Here is a 17,479-nt window from a genome sequence, read left to right as displayed (position 1 = left end):
GAATTACAGGTGGCACTGGCGCATGCGCCGCAAAGAAATGCAGCGCACAGAGATTTAAAAGGTATACAGCGCGCCAGAGAAAAGGAAAGCGCTGTCGTCGCTGAAATCGCCGCGCTTAAATCCCTCGCCTTTTTTGAGATAGGCCCCTCCAAGCACTAAACGCAGTTCGGGGCGCACTTGATAGCGCCAGCGAACCTCTGCTTGGTGACCAATAAAGCTATCAACATCTTGCGGTGCCTTTTGATACCACATCGCTTTATAGCCAAGCATTATGTTGTGCTTTTTACCCGGCTTAGACACGCTTCTTAGCCCAACCGTTTTTAGGTTTCTTCTTGGCATACCCTGATAGACATCAGTTGGCCCAAAATCAAAGCGTCTTACACCGTACAAACTATCGAAGTCTGAAATGGTATCATCGCTGTTGTTGTTATCTCCGCTAATATAGTCAAACTCTGCGCGAAGAAATGTACTGTCTGTCATCTGTTTACCTACATAGCCGAACACCATGTAAGCGCGCACATCTTTTAAATCATTATCGTCAGCCGCAGCCGTTTGATTCGCGGTTCCTGTCTGTCCAATAAGCTCTACGTTTGTTTTCCAGCCGTTATAAAAAGGCTTCGTGTAATCAACGCTTAAGGTATATAAGTCGCGATTTTTGGTGGCTAGTTCTTCACTATCGTTTTCTTTTAGCCAGTAGCTTTGCAGCTTAATGTTGTTATCGCTAGAGGCGGCATACACACCAAAAAACTTTCGCTCGCTGAAACTTTTATCGAAAGCGCGATCGTTTGCATCTACGCTTGCACTATCAGATGGGAAACGAGAAACCGGAAGAATGTAAATACCGTCTACTTGCCAGTCAGCGATGCTCCCTTGAACCACCACGCCATCGTAGCTGTTTGCTGCGTTGCGATAGAGCGTTTTAGCCAGCAGCCTTCTACTGCCGTAATCAAGCTCCATACGTCCTACTTTAATAGCTGAAATGCTTGTTGAACCTAGCGACACATCACTTTTGTACGTCATGTAGAACTTGGTTGGCTCTAGCGTGTTTACCTGATTTGCCGTCAGTGTAGGGTCATTCTCATCTAGAAACACCCGAGCGTCATGCATTTCTATCGTGCCAGCAACGTTTTTATAGCTAACTGTAGAGCTTAAAATTAGACGGGTTGAAAGGCGCTGATTGCTTTGCGCTCGTGTATCGGATGAAGCAGGAAAAATAGGGTTATTCAGCGATTCGTATCGCACTCTAAAGGAACCCGAAACATTGAATTCAACAGAATTGTCATCGGCCTTAGCGAACGTACTCACTCCACCTGCGGTGAATAAAACGAATGTGCCTACAATAAAACCCAGACCACGACGCACGAAAAAAGGGCTGCGCATTAAAAATAACTGCTACTTCAGTAAAAAGAGATCCGGAGTATATAGATAATTTTTCTGAGCGCACTTCCCTTTTAGTTTAATTTTTTGCTTCTTAGCAAAAGTTAGCGCCTGTCAAAATTCACTTTTTTCTGTGGGTGTTGGTAATAACCCTCTTTAAGTAAGCGTTTGAAACGCGTTAACTTTCCATCAAGCGTTAGCTCTTCTAGCCCCTTATTGAATAAAGATAATATGAGCTGGCTATCGCCTTTGCCTTTCGGCACCAGTAAATGTGTGGTTACTGTGGAAATAAACGGCTTGATAGGCATTACATCGCGGCGATCACCACGGTCAAAGTCGCGTTGTAGCAAATACCAGCCAGTAAGTTCATCTATTGGAAAAACATCTATTTTCCCTTCTATTAACGCTTCAAGGTTTTCTTTGTCGGTAGGCGCTTTCACAATGTTTTGGTTGCTATTAATGTATGCGGCTAGTTCGTCATTGTATAAATAGCCTTCTGTCACGCCCATTTTAAGGTCTTTTAAATCACTTAGCTCGGCCCATGTATTCGGGCCCTTATCAGCGTTAACATAGAACACTAAGCTTTCAGCACTAATTGGATTGCTGTGGAAAAACTCACGTTCTCTGGCACGCACGAAATTACCGTAAGAAATCGCGTCGTATTCACCCTTTAAGGTGGCCTCTAACGCCTCTTCCCACGGCAGAGATACAAACTCTACCACCACGCCCGTTTCTAAAAATGCATCAGCAATTATATGGTTAATATAGCCGTCGTGCTGCATATCCGTTGATGTGTACGGTGCATATTCTGTGGTAGCAATTCTTAGTTTCATCCAAGCATGTGCAAAACTTTGCATTGGAATTAGCGCAAGTAACAATGTGGCAATCAGTAATAGTCGCATGTCAAAGTCCTGTTAGTGTTAGAAGTAAATACCAAGGTTTATGTTCAAGCGGTGCGTCGTGCCCTGTCGCCCACCTAAATCTAGCCCTACTCCCGGGCCTCCAGAAAACCACATGTTTTTACCTCGAATGCTGTCTACATAAACAAACAATTTGTCCCAACCAAAGCTACAACCGTTTATCCACTGCGACGAATTCTTCCCTTCGCTCCCTTCCCCTTTTGCTTGGCTATATTCTGAGTAACAGGTGAGCGATTCTATATGCGTAAATTTATAAGGTACTGTATACACTAAATTTGCAGAGTAGGTTTTACCGTCTGCGGCGGCCAAGAATGGAAACGTAAACGACGATAACGCTAAACGATCATCTAGCTGCCCTTCAGGGGCCGCCAAATCGTATTCGTAGTCAACATATTGCATTTCAACTTTAAAATCGCCTTGCGTGTGACGTAGATGAACAGCATAAGCATTCATGTCGCCATCACCTAGAGTATCTAGGTTCAAAATGTTCCCGTATTGATACGACACGCCGATATCGGTCGTTGCACCTCGAATGAAGTTTGCCGAGTAATTTGCACGTAAGTTGTACTGACCGTCTTCTTTGTTTCGAAACTCACCGTCGTCAGCGACATCGAATGAATAACGATCAAACTCTGCTGCATCGTTGTATTCATCATTCATGTAATAGGCGGCTTGGAAATCCCAGTTACCCCAATCGTGATTAATTTTTACCCCGGCGTCATAGTCGTCTTCAAAACCAAGGTAATAATTTACCGAGAACCAAAAGTTGTTACTGGCAAATGGCTGCAAGCCAAAAGGCGTTTGTGTGATGCCCGCAGTAATTTGTGTTTGCTCGCTAAAACGGTAGGTCAGTTCAGCAAATCGAATAGTGTTAAAATCTACATTTTCATACCATCGATATTCAGCCCTATAGCTGAATTGATCTGACTCACCAGACACGCCTATTTTAAAAGACTCGAACTCGAATCCATCTCTGAATTCAGGCTCTTGCCAATCTAGATGACCATAGTTCACCCGAGCATGGCCGCTCAGTTTAAAAGGGAGTTCGTCAGCATTTGCCAGGCCTGTAGTGCACATAGCGATTGAAACTAAAGAAAATGCGGATAGTAGTTTGTTCATTACTGTTCCTGTATTCAATTTTTGATGGGAACCCTTTGTATAAATTAGCCTCTAACCAAAAAGAGGGGCGTAAAACGCCTTGTAATTTGGTACATCAAAATTAATCCTTCAGTATTAGCAATACTGAGCAAACCTTACAAAAAGATCATTTGCAAAGGTCAAACTTCCGCGTGTTTACTTAATAGTTTTATGAATATACGAAAGCCAAGCGCGAACGCGGATTTTTCATCCTGTCATTTCGGTCTATGTTGACGAATGAATTTACACGAGGAATAAAGGTGAATATTTCCTGTCAGCTCTACGACTATATTGAAATTGCCTGCATGTATAAGCTGGATGTAAGCCTAGTATTGAAAGGCGGCGAGATGAAAAGCGGCAAAGCATTGACGACGGTGATTGATAAAGAAAAGCCTGTTGCAACAGAGTGTATTCAAATGCAAATTAATGGCTTAGAACAGAAAATTGCGCTAAATGAAATTGCTGAGCTTCACGCAATAACTGACAATCCTCATTTCAGCTCAGTGAGCTTTTAGGTACTATTCGCGCTCAACAAAACCTAACTTTTTATTCACTATCTTGGATTTTATGACTCAGCAACTATCTGCCATAACCTTTTTTGTCGATGATTACGACAGCGCAATTCACTATTTCACAACTGTTTTGAACTTCACCCTCGCTGAAGATAAAGCAACAGGCGAGGATTCTCGGTTCGTTTTGGTTACTCCACCTAACAGTGCCTCAAGCTTGTTATTGGCTCAAGCCAAAAGCGATGCAGAAAAAGCACTCATTGGTAATCAGGCAGCTGAAAAGGTGTTTTTAATATTAAACACTGACAATTTTTCGCGCGATTTTGACGATATGAAAAGTAACGGCGTGGAGTTTTTAGAGGCGCCCCGTGATGAAGTTTACGGTACGGTCGTTATTTTTAAAGATAAGTTTGGTAACAAGTGGGACTTGATCCAAACCAAGTAGAAGCGCTTTATGTAATTGCACTCTGCAATAGCATTTTAATAGTTTCATGTGGGATGTTACCAAATTGAGAAGCAAAGGAGGTTTAAATAGTGCAAGCCATGAAACGTTCCATTATTGCTGATGTAGTTGCAATAGCGGCTATTGCACTGCTGATCACAATAACCTTCTACTGGATAGAGGCACGACGCGAAGTCATTATTCTTTGCGATAACTTTACACCTGGCGTGTCAAAGAAAAGTGTAGAACGCCAGTTAAATACTGCCGACTTATTGATGTGGGACACGCAGTTTGTGGCAAATGGTAGCAAGATTGAAGCATATAGCCCGCTTCACTTCGGCATAATGAAGTGTAGCGTAGAGTTTAACAAGCAAGATACCGTGGTGTTTTCTATTGTTGAGTAATGGCTAGAAGGTGCTTACTTTAATTATTTCTCTCATTTTTTGAACCAGCTTGGTGCAACGTTTACATCGCCGCAACACCCTATTCACCGGCGCGCTAAAAGTCGTAAAGGCAAACTTACCTTAAACCGTTTTACTCACTCAGTTAACTTTTCGTCTTGCTGTAACCTATTGTGTTGTAAACGTATAATTACGCTGTGTCTTCTTAACGCAATTTTCTTCTTATGCAAAAAACAAAACACAGTGTCATCGAGGATGTTTTCGCCCTGATAAGCGCCGGCTTGTTTGTTGCGTTTGGTGTATATCTGTTTCAATCTCAAGATTTGATGGTTGGTGGTGCTGCAGGTTTAGCTCTGTTAGGCACTTACGCTGTAGATATGGATTTCGGATTGTTGTTCTTTTTGATCAACTTGCCGTTTTATACCCTTGCCTGGACGCAAATTAGCAAACGATTCACTATTAATACGTTTATTTCAGTGACCACAGTTTCGGTACTCACTGAACAAATTCCGTCATTTGTCGATATTAGCCATGTGAATCCAATTTTTGCGGCGATATTTGGTGGGATACTTATTGGTGTAGGTATGCTTATGATGTTTCGTCATAGCTCAAGCCTTGGTGGTGTGGGCATAATGGCGTTTTATCTACAGCAGCGTTTCAACATCAGAGCCGGTACGTTTCAGCTTACCGTTGATAGTACTATCTTACTATGCGCACTTCTTTACATTGAATGGCATCTGGTGCTTATTTCTATTTTAGCGGCGTTTTGCTTAAATATGGTTATATCACTTAACCACCGACCAGAGCGCTATTTTCCTGTACAGGGAGAAGAGCCGCTCAAAAAGGCCGAAGCTAAGCACGTAAGTGATGAGTCTGACAACGCCTTAGAAGGTAATCTGAACAACGAGCTTCATGCGCAAAACAGCTAAGAAAGCGTCGTTTATTTAGCGATTAAAAATATAAAGCCCGGTTAGCTAAACACTAACCGGGCTTTTTTGTATCTCTTATTTGTATCACTAGCCGCCTACAACAAACCTACTGCTTCTTTTGTACAGGTCTTGACGGTCGACTTACTACTCCACGGTTCACTCTTGGACGAGAAAACGAAGTACGCATACAAACCTCACTTATGAGTTGTTGCTTAGCACAGTTGGAGGCGAAACATTCACCGCAATCCCATAACCAAGCCGATACAGTATAGTCATAAGTTTGGGAAAAAGGCCCCATTCTTTTGATGAATAGTGTTTTATTAAAACTTATATAACGAAGGGAAAATGTGGCACCATATTGATACTTATAAGTATTTTACTATACGTGGCACGCGCTGTGATACACGCGTCATAAGTTCGTAGTCAATGGTATCAGCGCACGCGGCCACTTCCTGAATCGAGACATTCTGTCCCCACAGTTCAACTTCATCGCCAACAGCAACATTGTCGATATGGGTAACGTCTATGGTGATCATATCCATAGAAACGCGGCCGGCTAAAAAGGCGCGTTTTCCCCGAATCATGACTGGCGTGCCATTTTTACAGTGCCTTGGGTAGCCGTCGGCATAACCAATGCCCACGGTCGCTATTTTGCTAGGCTTACTGGCAACCCAGGTTTGTCCGTAACCTATGCCCTCGCCTGCAGGCACAGTGCGTACAGCTAGCACACTCGAGCGAAGTGTCATCGCAGGGTAAATATCCACCTCAACCTGCTGTTCAGTAGAAACCGCCCCGCCATACACACCAACACCTAGTCTATTCCACGCATTGCGACTTGACGGCCAATTTACCGTAGCAGGTGAATTAGCCACACTGGTCGGCAAACCAAGCTTATCAGCCACTTGCTTGAACGCGGCAAGCTGAGATTCGGTAAAGCTGTTATTTACGTCGTCAGCACACGCAAAGTGCGTTGCAATAACGGTTTGCTCGCTCAATAAATGGCGATACTTTTTAGCCATGTTTTCTATATCAGCAATAGGAAAGCCTAGCCGATGCATTCCGCTGTCTACTTTAAGCCAAATATGTGGGCGCTTTTGTTCTGGACACTGTGCCACCCATGTTAGTTGCTCTTCGCAGTGCATAACCAGAATGCAGTTGTGCTGGTACGCCATTTGACATTCTTTTGCCTGATGAGCCCCTTCCAACACCACAATAGGCGCAGTAATACCGGCATCGCGAAGTGCAATAGCTTCTTCAATGATTGCAACAGCGAAACGAGACGAGACATGCTGGAGTATACGAGCAACGTTTACCGCGCCATGCCCGTAAGCATCGGCTTTCACCACAGCCATAGACTGGCTTGAAGGTGCTAAAGCGGCAAGCGCTTTGAAGTTATGTAAAAGGGCGTCAGCATGAATAATCGCTTGCGTTTGTCGGCTCACAGAAAAACATGGTCCTTTATTAGGTAATTGTCATGAACATGGAATCACAAAGTGTACCATGAGAACGCTGAATAATGTGCTAGATAAAAGAGCGCACTATGTTATTCCCCCAATAAACTAATATCGAATGAGGCATAATTCATCGCATGGTTTCTTGTGGTTAAAAATACCGTTATGCTTTGCGCTTGCGCATTTAACTCTCTTTTACGTTCAAGGTTACTCATGTCTACGAATAAGTCGTCCACTTCTGATTCTTTATCTTCTACGAGTTCTTTATCACAAGCGGCTGGCCACAAAACTGTACGCGCACAGGAAACCGTAAATGAGCTAGCGCATTCACTTAATAAAATTATCTCAGAAGGCCGTAACCCTGACACCCTTGATATAGATACACTAAGTACTGAAGGTATTCTTAAAAGCATAAATAATGAAGATGCCAAAGTAGCAAACGCGGTCGCTCTGCAAATTCCTCAAATAGGCGAAGCCGTAGATGCAGCAACAGCAAGCATTAAAAGCGGAGGCAGACTTATATACGTGGGGGCAGGCACCAGCGGAAGGCTAGGAATACTGGATGCGGTAGAATGCAGGCCCACATTTAGCGTGCCTGATGAGTTAGTCATTGGCGTAATAGCCGGCGGTGAAAAAGCAGTTCAACATGCTGTTGAAGGCGCAGAAGATAATTTTGATGCAGGAAAAACAGATTTAGTCGCGCTTTCCCTTCATAAAAACGACACCGTAATTGGTATTTCTGCAAGTGGCCGTACTCCCTATGTAAGCGGCGCGTTAGCCTATGCTCGCTCTTTAGGATGCTTTACTGGCGCAATAGCGTGTAGCCCGAACGCCGCCATATTTAAAGATGCTAACGTAGCGATTTGCCCAGTAGTTGGCCCTGAAGCGTTAACCGGAAGTACACGGATGAAGTCGGGTACTGCCCAAAAACTTATCTTAAACATGATAAGCACCAGCACCATGATTAAGCTTGGAAAAACTTATCAAAACTTGATGGTTGACGTTAACGCCACCAATGAAAAGCTGAAAGCGCGGGCGCTTCGCATTGTTATGCAGGCTACCGATTGCAGTGAAGACACTGCCTTAACTGCACTTAAGTCGTGTGACAATAAAGCGAAAGTGGCAATTTTGATGGTACTTACTGGGCAAGATGCAAAGCAGGCAGCCAGGCAACTTGACGATAACCAAGGCTACTTGCGCACAGCTGTCGACAAGTTTAACGGTTAGTTTGCGGTATTAAATTTCTCGTTCCCTTTATATCTTAAACTTAAGGCCTGCGCAGTTATGACGAACTCACAACAACTCACTAAAACGTTAAGCGGCGTTTTAAGGCTGGCACTTGTTCTGTTTTTACCCTGCCTTATGCTTAACGGCTGTGCATCTGACCATTTATCTACACATGTATACACAAGTAAAAATAACGATGAAAAAACCACAGCTAAAGACGCGGAAGTGTTGGCTGAAAAAAACAGTGGGCCAGTTGTTGATATGCACGCAGACGAGCAAACATCAGATTTAACGTTTACGTCGAACCCTACACATCGCTCTGAATCGATACACCGCTCTAATATAATTACCGTCGGTGCACAACAATTCGAAAAGTACTTGCCGCTATTAGAAGGCAAGCGCGTGAGTTTGGTAGTGAATCAAAGCGCATTGGTCAGTACTGATAACACTTTGTCAGCAACGTCAGTTTTATCGCCTCAGAAAAGTGCATTTAATGGCGGTGCTCAACATTTGCTAGACGCCTTACTGCAGCGCAATGTAAATGTGGTAAGTATTATGTCACCCGAGCATGGGTTTCGAGGCGACAAAGGCGCAGGCGAAAAGATTAATAGTGATATAGACGTTAAAACCGGCCTACCTATTCATTCGTTGTATGGCACAACCAAAAAGCCAACGCCAAACATGCTAGCTAATACTGATGTTATTGTGTTCGACATTCAGGATGTAGGCGTGCGCTTTTATACCTACCTAAGCACTCTACACTATGTAATGGAGGCAGCGTTTGAACAAAACATTCACGTTATTGTGCTTGATAGACCGAACCCAAACGGAAAACATGTAGACGGCCCAGTATTACAGCCTGGTTTCACCTCGTTTATTGGCATGCACCCCATTCCCGTATTACACGGTATGACATTAGGTGAATTAGCTAAAATGATGATAGGTGAGCAGTGGCTTAAAATAGACGCGAACGCATATTTTAATGCAAAGCTTACTGTGGTGCCCGTAGGGCAATACAAGCGCGCTATGCATTATTCGTTGCCCGTGCCACCTAGCCCTAACTTGCCCAATGATTTAGCAATAGGACTTTATCCGACATTATGCTTCTTTGAGGGAACTGATGTGAGTATTGGGCGTGGCACCGACTTTCCTTTTCAGCTTATAGGCCACCCCGACGTTGAATTCGGCGAGAGTAAAATACAGGTTCAACCCAATAGCGCGGCGCCGCACCCCAAATATAATGGCGCTGTATTACTGGCCCATGTGTTTTCTTATCAAACGTTGCATGATGCATCTTCCAACGGCTTACCATTTAGTGGTTTGCATCTGGCTACATTAGTAAATGCCTATTCTCGGTTTTCTGCATTTAATAATACGGGAGCTGCTTTAGATAAAGGCAAAGTAACGTTTTTCACTCGCCCCGAATTCTTCGATAAGTTAGCAGGTACTGATGAACTTCGACTTCAAATAGAGGCAGGTAAAACCACTAAAGAAATTCAACAAAGCTGGCAGCAAAAGCTAAGCAAGTTTAAAGAGAAAAGAGAGACTTACTTGCTGTACGATGACGCAAATTAAGAGTTATCGACGCACATGTTTTATTGTGCGTTCTCAGCAACGCTCCCAACAAAAGGCCTTGATAGTTAGCAAACACTTACAATCAACAAGACCCACACAGAAAGGCAAACTTATTTGGTTAGCAAACACTAACCTTCTTTTGTTTTGGTTTGAACTAGTGCTGAAAGTTGAGCTTCTGCCGTCGCTTTTTTGTTTTTTAGAGCTGCCTTTTCTTCGCCTTCGCTTTCTGCAATTTTGGCATCAATGTCGGCAATGGTTTGCATCAAACTTTCTTTACTTTTTTCTTTTTTCTCAGCTTCTTCCGCTTTATCGAAAATTACATCCTCGGGCGATGTTTCTTCTTGCGTAGCTTGATGAGGCATTTTGGCAATCATTTTCAAGCCGTCAGGTTGAGGGCGCTGATTAATAAAGCCAGGTGATACTATTTCAATATCGGCATTATGCAAGGAATCGAGCACCGCTTTGTGAAGACGTGAACGTGCACTAAGCAAGCTTTTAACTTCCGTTAGTAGCCCTGAGATTTGGTAGCTTACTGAAAAGTCGCCAAGGCCGACTACCTGTACAAATGGCTCAGTCAGCTCGGCGTTTTCTGCCGCCACAAGCAAGTGCTTTTCTATAATGCTGTGATGAATATCGTAACCTAAACTAATATCAACGCTTACAATTGCACCCGAAGCGCGTGTGACTGAAACTGGTGAGTTCACCATCAAAGTATTCGCAAACGCAATGAGCTCTCTGCTTTCTGTTTGAATCTCAATATCAAGAAGGCCCATTTCAGTAACGCGACCGCTGTAGCCTTCTACTTTAATAAAGTCGCCCACCTTAAAAGGGCGGTTAACGCGAAGCACTATTCCCGCCATTAAATTACCCACCATAGTGGTAGACGAAAATGCGATAACACCTGAAATAAGTACACCTATAAGTGCAATCACTTGATTGCGCGTGCTTTCGCTTACTGGCAGCGTCATCGCAATAACAACAGCACCAACAATAGTAAGTACCAACATACCAACTTGGCGAGGAAGTTTCTGTTCGCTTGTTAGATGACTTTGTTTCGCAAGTAAAATGTAGTGAAGGGCGACAAGAACGCCGATGACAAACACAATAGCAATGAGTAATGGCGCAAATGGAAGCAGTGCTCCCAGTACATTATCTAGTATTGATTGTTGTGCACTGTTAGTTGAACTATTTGTCACTACTTCCCTTCCCTATTCTATTTTTACTTTTTAAAGGTTTTTTGGACTTCGTTGATAAAAGTCACGCGCTTTTCATCGACATAAATTCTACTTTTTTCATTAAGCCAGTCGTTAATGCTTCCGCTCCACGTCTTCTGTATTTCATTGTAACGGGCATTACTTTATCGAAACAGGAGAGCGCCCCTCGGGCGTTAGGTTGCCAACCAGTACTTCTGCAAGTGCGTTAAGGCTATGGCTCACAACTTTCTTAGTCTCTTGTTCAGCATCTTGATTGCCTGTTCCATTAATATTAATTGCATAACTAAATGTCGCAATGGCAATATCTGCAAACCCGCTAACTTCAGTAGCGTTGTAAGGCATTCGAAGCGGTGCAAAAACCACCGTTTTGCGCTGCGACCTAGCAGTCGTCATTATTTTTTTACTAAATGCCATAATTTCTGCTTCTGTTGCTCGAGCTTTAACGTGCTCTTTTTGATCGAAACCACCCAATTCATAATTCGCATGTAAAGGGCTGATGCTTCCTACTACCAACACATCTGCCTGCTTCAAAAGCCCCAGCGCTAGCTGCGTTTTAGGTAAAGCGGTAAGGGGCAAACACGCAAACTCGAAAGGCTTGCCGTTTGCGTTTGCCATTGTGCGTGTAAGTGCAGTTTCAAACGCTAAACATCTTGCAGCGTCTGGCATTAACGCTAACCAGCGTGATGCCTTTACAGGTAACTTATTCTTTCCATAAAGCACAGAAACCGATGCTTTAGAAAGCGCTTTCTCTATTTGAATCCCTCTGCTTTTCAAGCTGTTAGCGTTTTCAGCTTCCCCATTCTCTTTCGCCTCATTCAGCCACCACGCTACTGGTTTAGAGACGAACTTTTGTAACGCAAACCTTTGTTTTGTATAGATAATGCGCCTATGAGACGTCTGCAAGAAAGCGCTTTCTATCGCCAATCCAAAATTGCTATTGCTCATGCCTTTTGCCGTTTTCATGGCAACACTATTAAGTAATTTTTCAAACGCGTTAATATCGTCTTGGTTTCTTATTGTGAACGGCATAAGTGCTATATCAACACCCGCATTATATGCACGAAGGAGTGCTTCCTCGTGCGAGAAAAACTGAGTAATACCCGCCATATCTAATGCATCAGAAACAATGAGCCCTTGATACCCCAGTTGGTTTCTTAGCAGATTCGTTAAAATGTTTTTCGACAAAGTAGCTGGCACTATCTGCGGCTTGCCGTGCTTATCGATAATTGTGGAGCTATCTAGCGATGGGTACTGAATGTGCGCGCTCATTACCATGGCAGGCGGTGTTGCGCTATTGATAATATTGGCAAACGGTAACACATCGCCTTTCATTGCTTGCGCTTTCGTGTGTTGTACCTGCGGCAAACCACTGTGACTGTCTACATGCGTATCGCCATGGCCTGGAAAGTGTTTAATTGCGCCTATTACTCCTGCTCCTTGCAAAGCACCAACAAATGCTTGGCCAAGGGCAGCCACTTGCTCGGGGTTTTCTGAAAAGCTACGCACATTAATTACGGGGTTTTGGGGTTCGCTATTTACATCAACCGAGGGGGCAAAATTGGTGTTGATACCAAGTGGCAGCAAGGTTTGCCCAATATGCGACGCCACGCTTTGTGCAAATGCACTGCCTCGCTGGTGAAAAGTAGCGCCAATGGCCATATTACCAGCAAATGGCGAAAGCATGTCTGAGGGCAACCTTGCTACCCTGCCACCCTCTTGATCAACGGCGATGAATAACGGTTGTCTGCCTGCTTTTACCATGTGTTGTTGCATGGTGTAATTAAGCCTTATTAACTGCTCAGCGTTGACAATATTTTCAGAAAATAGAATGACACCACCGATATTGTGAGTGCTAAGCACATTCAATAGCGGTTGCGGAATGTCTGTCATGGGAGTTCGACAACGAGACGATGGTGTGTTGTCTTCGCAGAAATAACGAAAATCTAGAACAATTTTTTGTCCTAGCATGGCTTTGATTGTACTTATGCTTTGTGTGTCTAGCTCCGCTGCGGTGTTTGCTGGCGAATTTGGTTCAGAAAGTGGTTCTGCTGCCCTAACCGTAAAAAGGCCGCTACTTAAAAAAGCTAAAATGCCGAAAATGACGTGGGAAAGCCCAACTATACGGGTGCGTTTTTTACAAATAACTTGCTGGAATAACAATGTTTATCTAATCCTTGGTAACACGAAGCACAATACGGTACGCTAGCATAAATGAGAGAATCATGTTCGCCAACTATGAACTGTAATCACACGTTCTCTTACGCGCTATCTTAAAGGCGCTTTTAAGCAAAACAGACATACCCGTAGGACGTGTTGCCCTTTTATATACAGCAAAGTGCAAAATGCCCTAGGCACACATAAATTTAAGTTTGGAAAGAAGTATGGATTGGATGTCAGTCATCCCCCCTCTCGTGGCTATCGCCGTCGTTTTTTGGAAAAAAGAAGTCATTTTAGCGCTAGCGTTAGCGGTCCTTTGCGCCGAGGCCTTAATTTTGGTCAATGCAGATATAGCTACCAGCTACATGGCCCCTATTAACGCGATAGAGCGAGTGGTCGACACTGCCGCAAGCCCCGGCAATACACGCGTGCTTATCTTCTCAGTGTTAGTTGGCGCTCTTCTGGCGTTTATCCGGGATTCTGGTGGTGTGACTGCAACGGTAAACTTTCTCGTTAACCGAGGTGTGGCTAAAAGCCGCAGGCAAGTAGGCGGTTTAACCATGTTCACTGGCATTGCGGTGTTCATTGAGTCGAACCTAAGTGTGCTCACCGCAGGTATTTTTGCCCGAGGGCTGTTTGACCGCTTTGGCATGAGCCGCGCGCGTCTAGCCTATATTATCGATTCCACCAGCGCCCCCGTATGCATACTCATTTTATTAAATGGCTGGGGCGCCTTCATACTAAGTCTACTGGAAACGTACGAACTTCCCGCCTCTTCAGCGTCTATTTTATGGGGCAGCGTGTTCTTTAACTTTTACGCCATTTTCACGTTGCTAATTGTGGCTTATACAATTTCTGCTGACAAAGTTCACGGTCCAATGGCAGAAGAAGAAAAGGCGCTGACTCAACTTGAAGTAAATCAAACAACCGAACCTGCAACCAAAGCCAGGTTTATGCTAGTGCCGTTAGTGGTAATGGTATTAAGCATGGTAGGTTTTATGTTCTGGACTGGCGACGGTGTACTATCAGAAGGCAGCGGCAGTAAGTCTGTACTTTACGCTACCGCACTTGCTACCGCTATTGCCTATGGCCTGCTTTTAATACACAAACGTTTTACGCACAAAGAAGCGGTAGATATTGGCTTTAAAGGGATGGGTGAATTACTGCCCCTCGTAACCATAGTTTTGCTATCGTTAACGCTGGGTAATAGTTTAAAAGTACTTGGCACGGGCGTGTTTGTTGCAGGAATCGTGGGCGAATACCTTCCGCTTATGCTAATTGTTCCTATGCTGTTTATAGCTGGGGCAATTATGTCATTCACCACGGGGACGTCATGGGGCACATTCGCCATACTGATTCCTATTGGCGTACCGCTTATTCAAAGTTTAGGGTTACCCCCATCACTTGTTGTTGGGGCTATTTTAGGTGGTGGGATATTCGGCGATCATTGCTCGCCAATTTCTGATACTACCGCCGTATCATCGTTAGCTGCAGGCACTGACGTATTAACCCATGTTAAAACCCAGTTCCCATATGCACTTTTTGCTGGCGCCCTTACGCTTGTAGCCTATTTTGTAGCAAGCTTGGTTATGCTTGGCTAATTCTGTTAGCTACTCTGGCCTGACTGCTTGAGCTTAAGTGCTTGGGCTAAAGTGAGCAGGACTGACCAGGGTTTGGGTTTGGCTACTTTTGCTGGCCTTGGCATATTGATAGAAAGTCTGTAACAAGGAGTTTTCAAATGACAAAACGGATAGGAAACCTGACGTATAAGTCGGTGATAGCGGCGTTGTTTTCAGTCGCTGTTTCGGCTTTAGTTGCGTGCTCTCATGCGCCCAACACGGCGGCTAATAATACTAGCAACCCTGAAGTTGGCTTAAGTCAACAAGCGGTTGCCGTGCCAGATAGTTACAGCGCCAATGCTGCCATGCAAGTGCTTCAAGAAGGCGGAAACGCTATAGATGCAGCAATTGCGGCACAGTTCGTTTTGGCTGTAACCCTGCCAGAAGCTGGAAACGTTGGTGGCGGCGGCTTTATGACGATAAAGTTTGAAGACAGTACTGACTTTCTAGATTACCGCGAAATGGCGCCTGAAAACGCCCACCGCGACATGTACCTTGATGAACAAGGTAATGTTAAATCACAAGAACTGCTGTTTGGTGCTAAAGCATCAGGTATTCCGGGCACAGTAGCAGGCATGTGGGCCGCACATAAAAAGTACGGAACGCTAGAATGGGAGCGGTTAGTTGCCCCTGCTGTAGACTTAGCCGAACAGGGCTTTGTGGTACACGAAAAGCTTGCCAACAACATTGCTCGTTACATGTCCTATACTCAAGAAAAAGGCATTAACAGCAACTTCAATGAGTACTTTGGTCAGGCAGAAGCAGGTGTCACATTTAAACAGCCAGAGCTTGCGCGCACCCTTAAAGCTATTAAAAAGCAAGGGAAAGACGGCTTTTATAAAGGTGATGTGGCTACGCATATTGTTGAATTTATGCAGCAAAACAACGGCCTTATAACGTATGAAGACTTACTCGCTTATAAAGCCGTTTGGCGAAAACCATTGCATTTGAACTGGCAGGGTTACCAGTTAGTCACTGCTCCACCGCCCAGCTCAGGCGGCGTAGCCGTAGCGCAATGGATTGGCATGCTTGAAGCTTATGACGTAAACCACGAATTGCCAGCGCAAAATAGCACCGAATACATTCATGTGATGTCTGAAATTGGTAAACGGGTTTTCGCCGATCGTGCCAAGTACATGGGCGACCCAGACTTCGTAGAGGTTCCTGTTAAGGCATTAACAGATCCTACCTACATCACCAACCGTGCCGCGGATATTCAGCCAACCCGTATTTCTGATACGCCTAGTGTTAAACCTGGACTGAAAGAAAGCGAAGATACTACACATTTTTCAATTATGGATAGATGGGGCAATGCAGTGGCCAACACCACAACAATTAACCTTACCTTTGGTAGCGGTGTTGTTGTGCCTGGTGCAGGCTTTTTGCTAAACGACGAAATGGACGACTTTAGCGCCAAGCCTGGTGTACCAAACTTCTTTGGTGCTGTAGGCGGCGAGGCGAATGCCATTGCGCCTTACAAGCGCATGCTTTCGTCAATGACACCAACTCTTGTTACTAAAGACGGGCACGTTGTGCTAGTAACAGGCTCTCCTGGTGGCACCACCATTATTTCTTCAGTAACCCAATCACTGCTTAATGCACTACTTTACGATATGAGCGCAGAAGAGGCCGTAAACGCACCTCGTTTCCATCATCAGCTTTTACCGCAAGACACTATTCGCATGCATAACGGTATTACTGAAGCCACAATAAACGAGCTTAAAGCTTTGGGTTACACCATTGATAATCGTCGGTTTGGCGATGTGCACCTGATAAAGCGTACAAAAGATGGGGTTGAAGCGGCATCAGAGAAAAGCGGGCGTGGGAAAAGCATGGTACAGCCCTATTAATTGATTAGGCTGCGGTGATGGTACCGCAGCCAAGCTTAACAATACGATTTTAGCGCGTTACATTGCTCAACTACCTATCACACCTAGTTACGTCTTAGCGAAAAACGCTAGAAACCAATCGATGCCAATCTCGTGTTAAAGTAGCAGCGCAGTATCAATAGGCACATACCGAGAGGCGGCTTTTTGAATACTCTCTGCTGTTAGCGTAGGTACACCATAAACCGTCACGGTTTTCCCTTTTGCTTTTAGTGCGTTTACCAGAATATCGAAGTCGCCGTCACCCGATACCAGAACAACCTCGTCGACGTTATCGGCATACTCAAGCGCATCTACCGTAATACCCACGTCCCAATCGCCTTTCGCAGAGCCATCTGCACGCTGAATAAACGGCTTGAGTTTTACGTCAAACCCTATAGCACGCAAGATGTTTTGAAACTCGCGCTGCTTACTGTCGCCACGGTCGATGGCGTATGCAAAAGCGTGGGTTATATCTACGCTGTAAGTTAACGTTTGCCAAAACTGATTGTAATTGAAGTTGCGCTTGTAGGCCTGACGACAGGTGTAATACACGTTTTGCACATCTACTAGTAATAGCGCTTTTTTCACAACAACTCTCTTCTTTGGTTTACTCAAATTGTATTTTCTGATGTTATAACGTTTTGAGAATAAAG

Annotated in this window: 15 protein-coding genes; 8 read left to right on the top strand and 7 right to left on the bottom strand. The window is 44.4% G+C overall.

The features are described 5' to 3' along the window. Window positions 1-54: 54 nt before the first annotated feature. From ACHUFN_RS14445 to ACHUFN_RS14435, 3 genes are all read right to left on the bottom strand, one after another. Window positions 55-1,380, bottom strand: coding sequence for an alginate export family protein (locus ACHUFN_RS14445; RefSeq protein ID WP_394223134.1), 1,326 nt, complete (start codon window positions 1,378-1,380; stop codon window positions 55-57). 101 nt (window positions 1,381-1,481) lie between these two features. Further along, window positions 1,482-2,279: a substrate-binding periplasmic protein gene (locus ACHUFN_RS14440; protein ID WP_394223133.1), complete on the bottom strand. Its 798-nt coding sequence runs from the start codon at window positions 2,277-2,279 to the stop codon at window positions 1,482-1,484. Between the two features lie 18 nt (window positions 2,280-2,297). Continuing rightward, window positions 2,298-3,416 (bottom strand): porin family protein, encoded by a 1,119-nt coding sequence (locus ACHUFN_RS14435; protein WP_394223132.1) that lies wholly within the window; start codon window positions 3,414-3,416, stop codon window positions 2,298-2,300. 278 nt (window positions 3,417-3,694) lie between these two features. Here ACHUFN_RS14435 and ACHUFN_RS14430 point away from each other — a divergent pair, with 278 nt between their 5' ends. The 4 genes from ACHUFN_RS14430 (at window position 3,695) to ACHUFN_RS14415 (ending at window position 5,715) form a co-directional block, all read left to right on the top strand. Then, a complete protein-coding gene (locus ACHUFN_RS14430; RefSeq protein ID WP_394223131.1) occupies window positions 3,695-3,949 on the top strand; it encodes a Rho-binding antiterminator in 255 nt (84 codons plus the stop codon). 52 nt (window positions 3,950-4,001) lie between these two features. After that, entirely contained in the window at window positions 4,002-4,388 is a 387-nt protein-coding gene (locus tag ACHUFN_RS14425; RefSeq protein WP_394223130.1) for a VOC family protein, read from the top strand. An 89-nt stretch (window positions 4,389-4,477) separates the two neighbouring features. Continuing rightward, entirely contained in the window at window positions 4,478-4,789 is a 312-nt protein-coding gene (locus tag ACHUFN_RS14420; RefSeq protein ID WP_394223129.1) for a hypothetical protein, read from the top strand. A 221-nt stretch (window positions 4,790-5,010) separates the two neighbouring features. Beyond that, complete coding sequence (locus tag ACHUFN_RS14415) at window positions 5,011-5,715, top strand: YitT family protein (RefSeq protein WP_394223128.1); 705 nt, start codon at window positions 5,011-5,013, stop codon at window positions 5,713-5,715. 365 nt (window positions 5,716-6,080) lie between these two features. On the opposite strand, the gene alr is transcribed toward ACHUFN_RS14415, so the two are convergent. Then, on the bottom strand, window positions 6,081-7,157 hold the full coding sequence (gene alr / locus ACHUFN_RS14410) for an alanine racemase (RefSeq protein WP_394223127.1): 1,077 nt from the start codon (window positions 7,155-7,157) through the stop codon (window positions 6,081-6,083). 222 nt (window positions 7,158-7,379) lie between these two features. Here alr and murQ point away from each other — a divergent pair, with 222 nt between their 5' ends. Further along, window positions 7,380-8,393 (top strand): N-acetylmuramic acid 6-phosphate etherase, encoded by a 1,014-nt coding sequence (murQ, locus tag ACHUFN_RS14405; protein ID WP_394223126.1) that lies wholly within the window; start codon window positions 7,380-7,382, stop codon window positions 8,391-8,393. Window positions 8,394-8,450: 57 nt separating this feature from the next. Further along, complete coding sequence (locus ACHUFN_RS14400; protein ID WP_394223125.1) at window positions 8,451-9,968, top strand: exo-beta-N-acetylmuramidase NamZ family protein; 1,518 nt, start codon at window positions 8,451-8,453, stop codon at window positions 9,966-9,968. A gap of 128 nt (window positions 9,969-10,096) precedes the next feature. Here the strand turns inward: ACHUFN_RS14400 and ACHUFN_RS14395 are convergent, their stop codons facing one another. Together ACHUFN_RS14395 and ACHUFN_RS14390 are read right to left on the bottom strand one after the other, a co-directional pair. Further along, complete coding sequence (locus tag ACHUFN_RS14395) at window positions 10,097-11,164, bottom strand: mechanosensitive ion channel family protein (RefSeq protein WP_394223124.1); 1,068 nt, start codon at window positions 11,162-11,164, stop codon at window positions 10,097-10,099. A 156-nt stretch (window positions 11,165-11,320) separates the two neighbouring features. Further along, window positions 11,321-13,342, bottom strand: coding sequence for a glycoside hydrolase family 3 N-terminal domain-containing protein (locus ACHUFN_RS14390; RefSeq protein ID WP_394223123.1), 2,022 nt, complete (start codon window positions 13,340-13,342; stop codon window positions 11,321-11,323). A 221-nt stretch (window positions 13,343-13,563) separates the two neighbouring features. Between ACHUFN_RS14390 and ACHUFN_RS14385 the strand changes: the two genes are divergently transcribed. Further along, a complete protein-coding gene (locus tag ACHUFN_RS14385) occupies window positions 13,564-14,940 on the top strand; it encodes a Na+/H+ antiporter NhaC family protein (RefSeq protein WP_394223122.1) in 1,377 nt (458 codons plus the stop codon). A 137-nt stretch (window positions 14,941-15,077) separates the two neighbouring features. Then, window positions 15,078-16,808: a gamma-glutamyltransferase gene (ggt, locus tag ACHUFN_RS14380; protein WP_394223121.1), complete on the top strand. Its 1,731-nt coding sequence runs from the start codon at window positions 15,078-15,080 to the stop codon at window positions 16,806-16,808. Between the two features lie 135 nt (window positions 16,809-16,943). Here the strand turns inward: ggt and ACHUFN_RS14375 are convergent, their stop codons facing one another. Then, window positions 16,944-17,414: a LabA-like NYN domain-containing protein gene (locus ACHUFN_RS14375; RefSeq protein WP_394223120.1), complete on the bottom strand. Its 471-nt coding sequence runs from the start codon at window positions 17,412-17,414 to the stop codon at window positions 16,944-16,946. Window positions 17,415-17,479 lie beyond the last annotated feature (65 nt).

It is taken from the genome of Alteromonas gracilis (assembly GCF_043642145.1).
GTDB classification, from domain to species: Bacteria; Pseudomonadota; Gammaproteobacteria; order Enterobacterales; family Alteromonadaceae; genus Alteromonas; species Alteromonas gracilis_B.
The sequence above is the reverse complement of the archived record's forward strand: the minus strand, read 5'-3'. Positions and strand labels throughout refer to the sequence as shown.

Bases quoted from the DNA above. Each gene is read 5' to 3' on its own strand.
- ACHUFN_RS14445 (WP_394223134.1), bottom strand. From the start codon at position 1,380: ATGCGCAGCCCTTTTTTCGTGCGTCGTGGTCTGGGTTTTATTGTAGGC.
- ACHUFN_RS14440 (WP_394223133.1), bottom strand. From the start codon at position 2,279: ATGCGACTATTACTGATTGCCACATTGTTACTTGCGCTAATTCCAATG.
- ACHUFN_RS14435 (WP_394223132.1), bottom strand. From the start codon at position 3,416: ATGAACAAACTACTATCCGCATTTTCTTTAGTTTCAATCGCTATGTGC.
- ACHUFN_RS14425 (WP_394223130.1), top strand. From the start codon at position 4,002: ATGACTCAGCAACTATCTGCCATAACCTTTTTTGTCGATGATTACGAC.
- ACHUFN_RS14415 (WP_394223128.1), top strand. From the start codon at position 5,011: ATGCAAAAAACAAAACACAGTGTCATCGAGGATGTTTTCGCCCTGATA.
- murQ (WP_394223126.1), top strand. From the start codon at position 7,380: ATGTCTACGAATAAGTCGTCCACTTCTGATTCTTTATCTTCTACGAGT.
- ACHUFN_RS14400 (WP_394223125.1), top strand. From the start codon at position 8,451: ATGACGAACTCACAACAACTCACTAAAACGTTAAGCGGCGTTTTAAGG.
- ACHUFN_RS14385 (WP_394223122.1), top strand. From the start codon at position 13,564: ATGGATTGGATGTCAGTCATCCCCCCTCTCGTGGCTATCGCCGTCGTT.
- ggt (WP_394223121.1), top strand. From the start codon at position 15,078: ATGACAAAACGGATAGGAAACCTGACGTATAAGTCGGTGATAGCGGCG.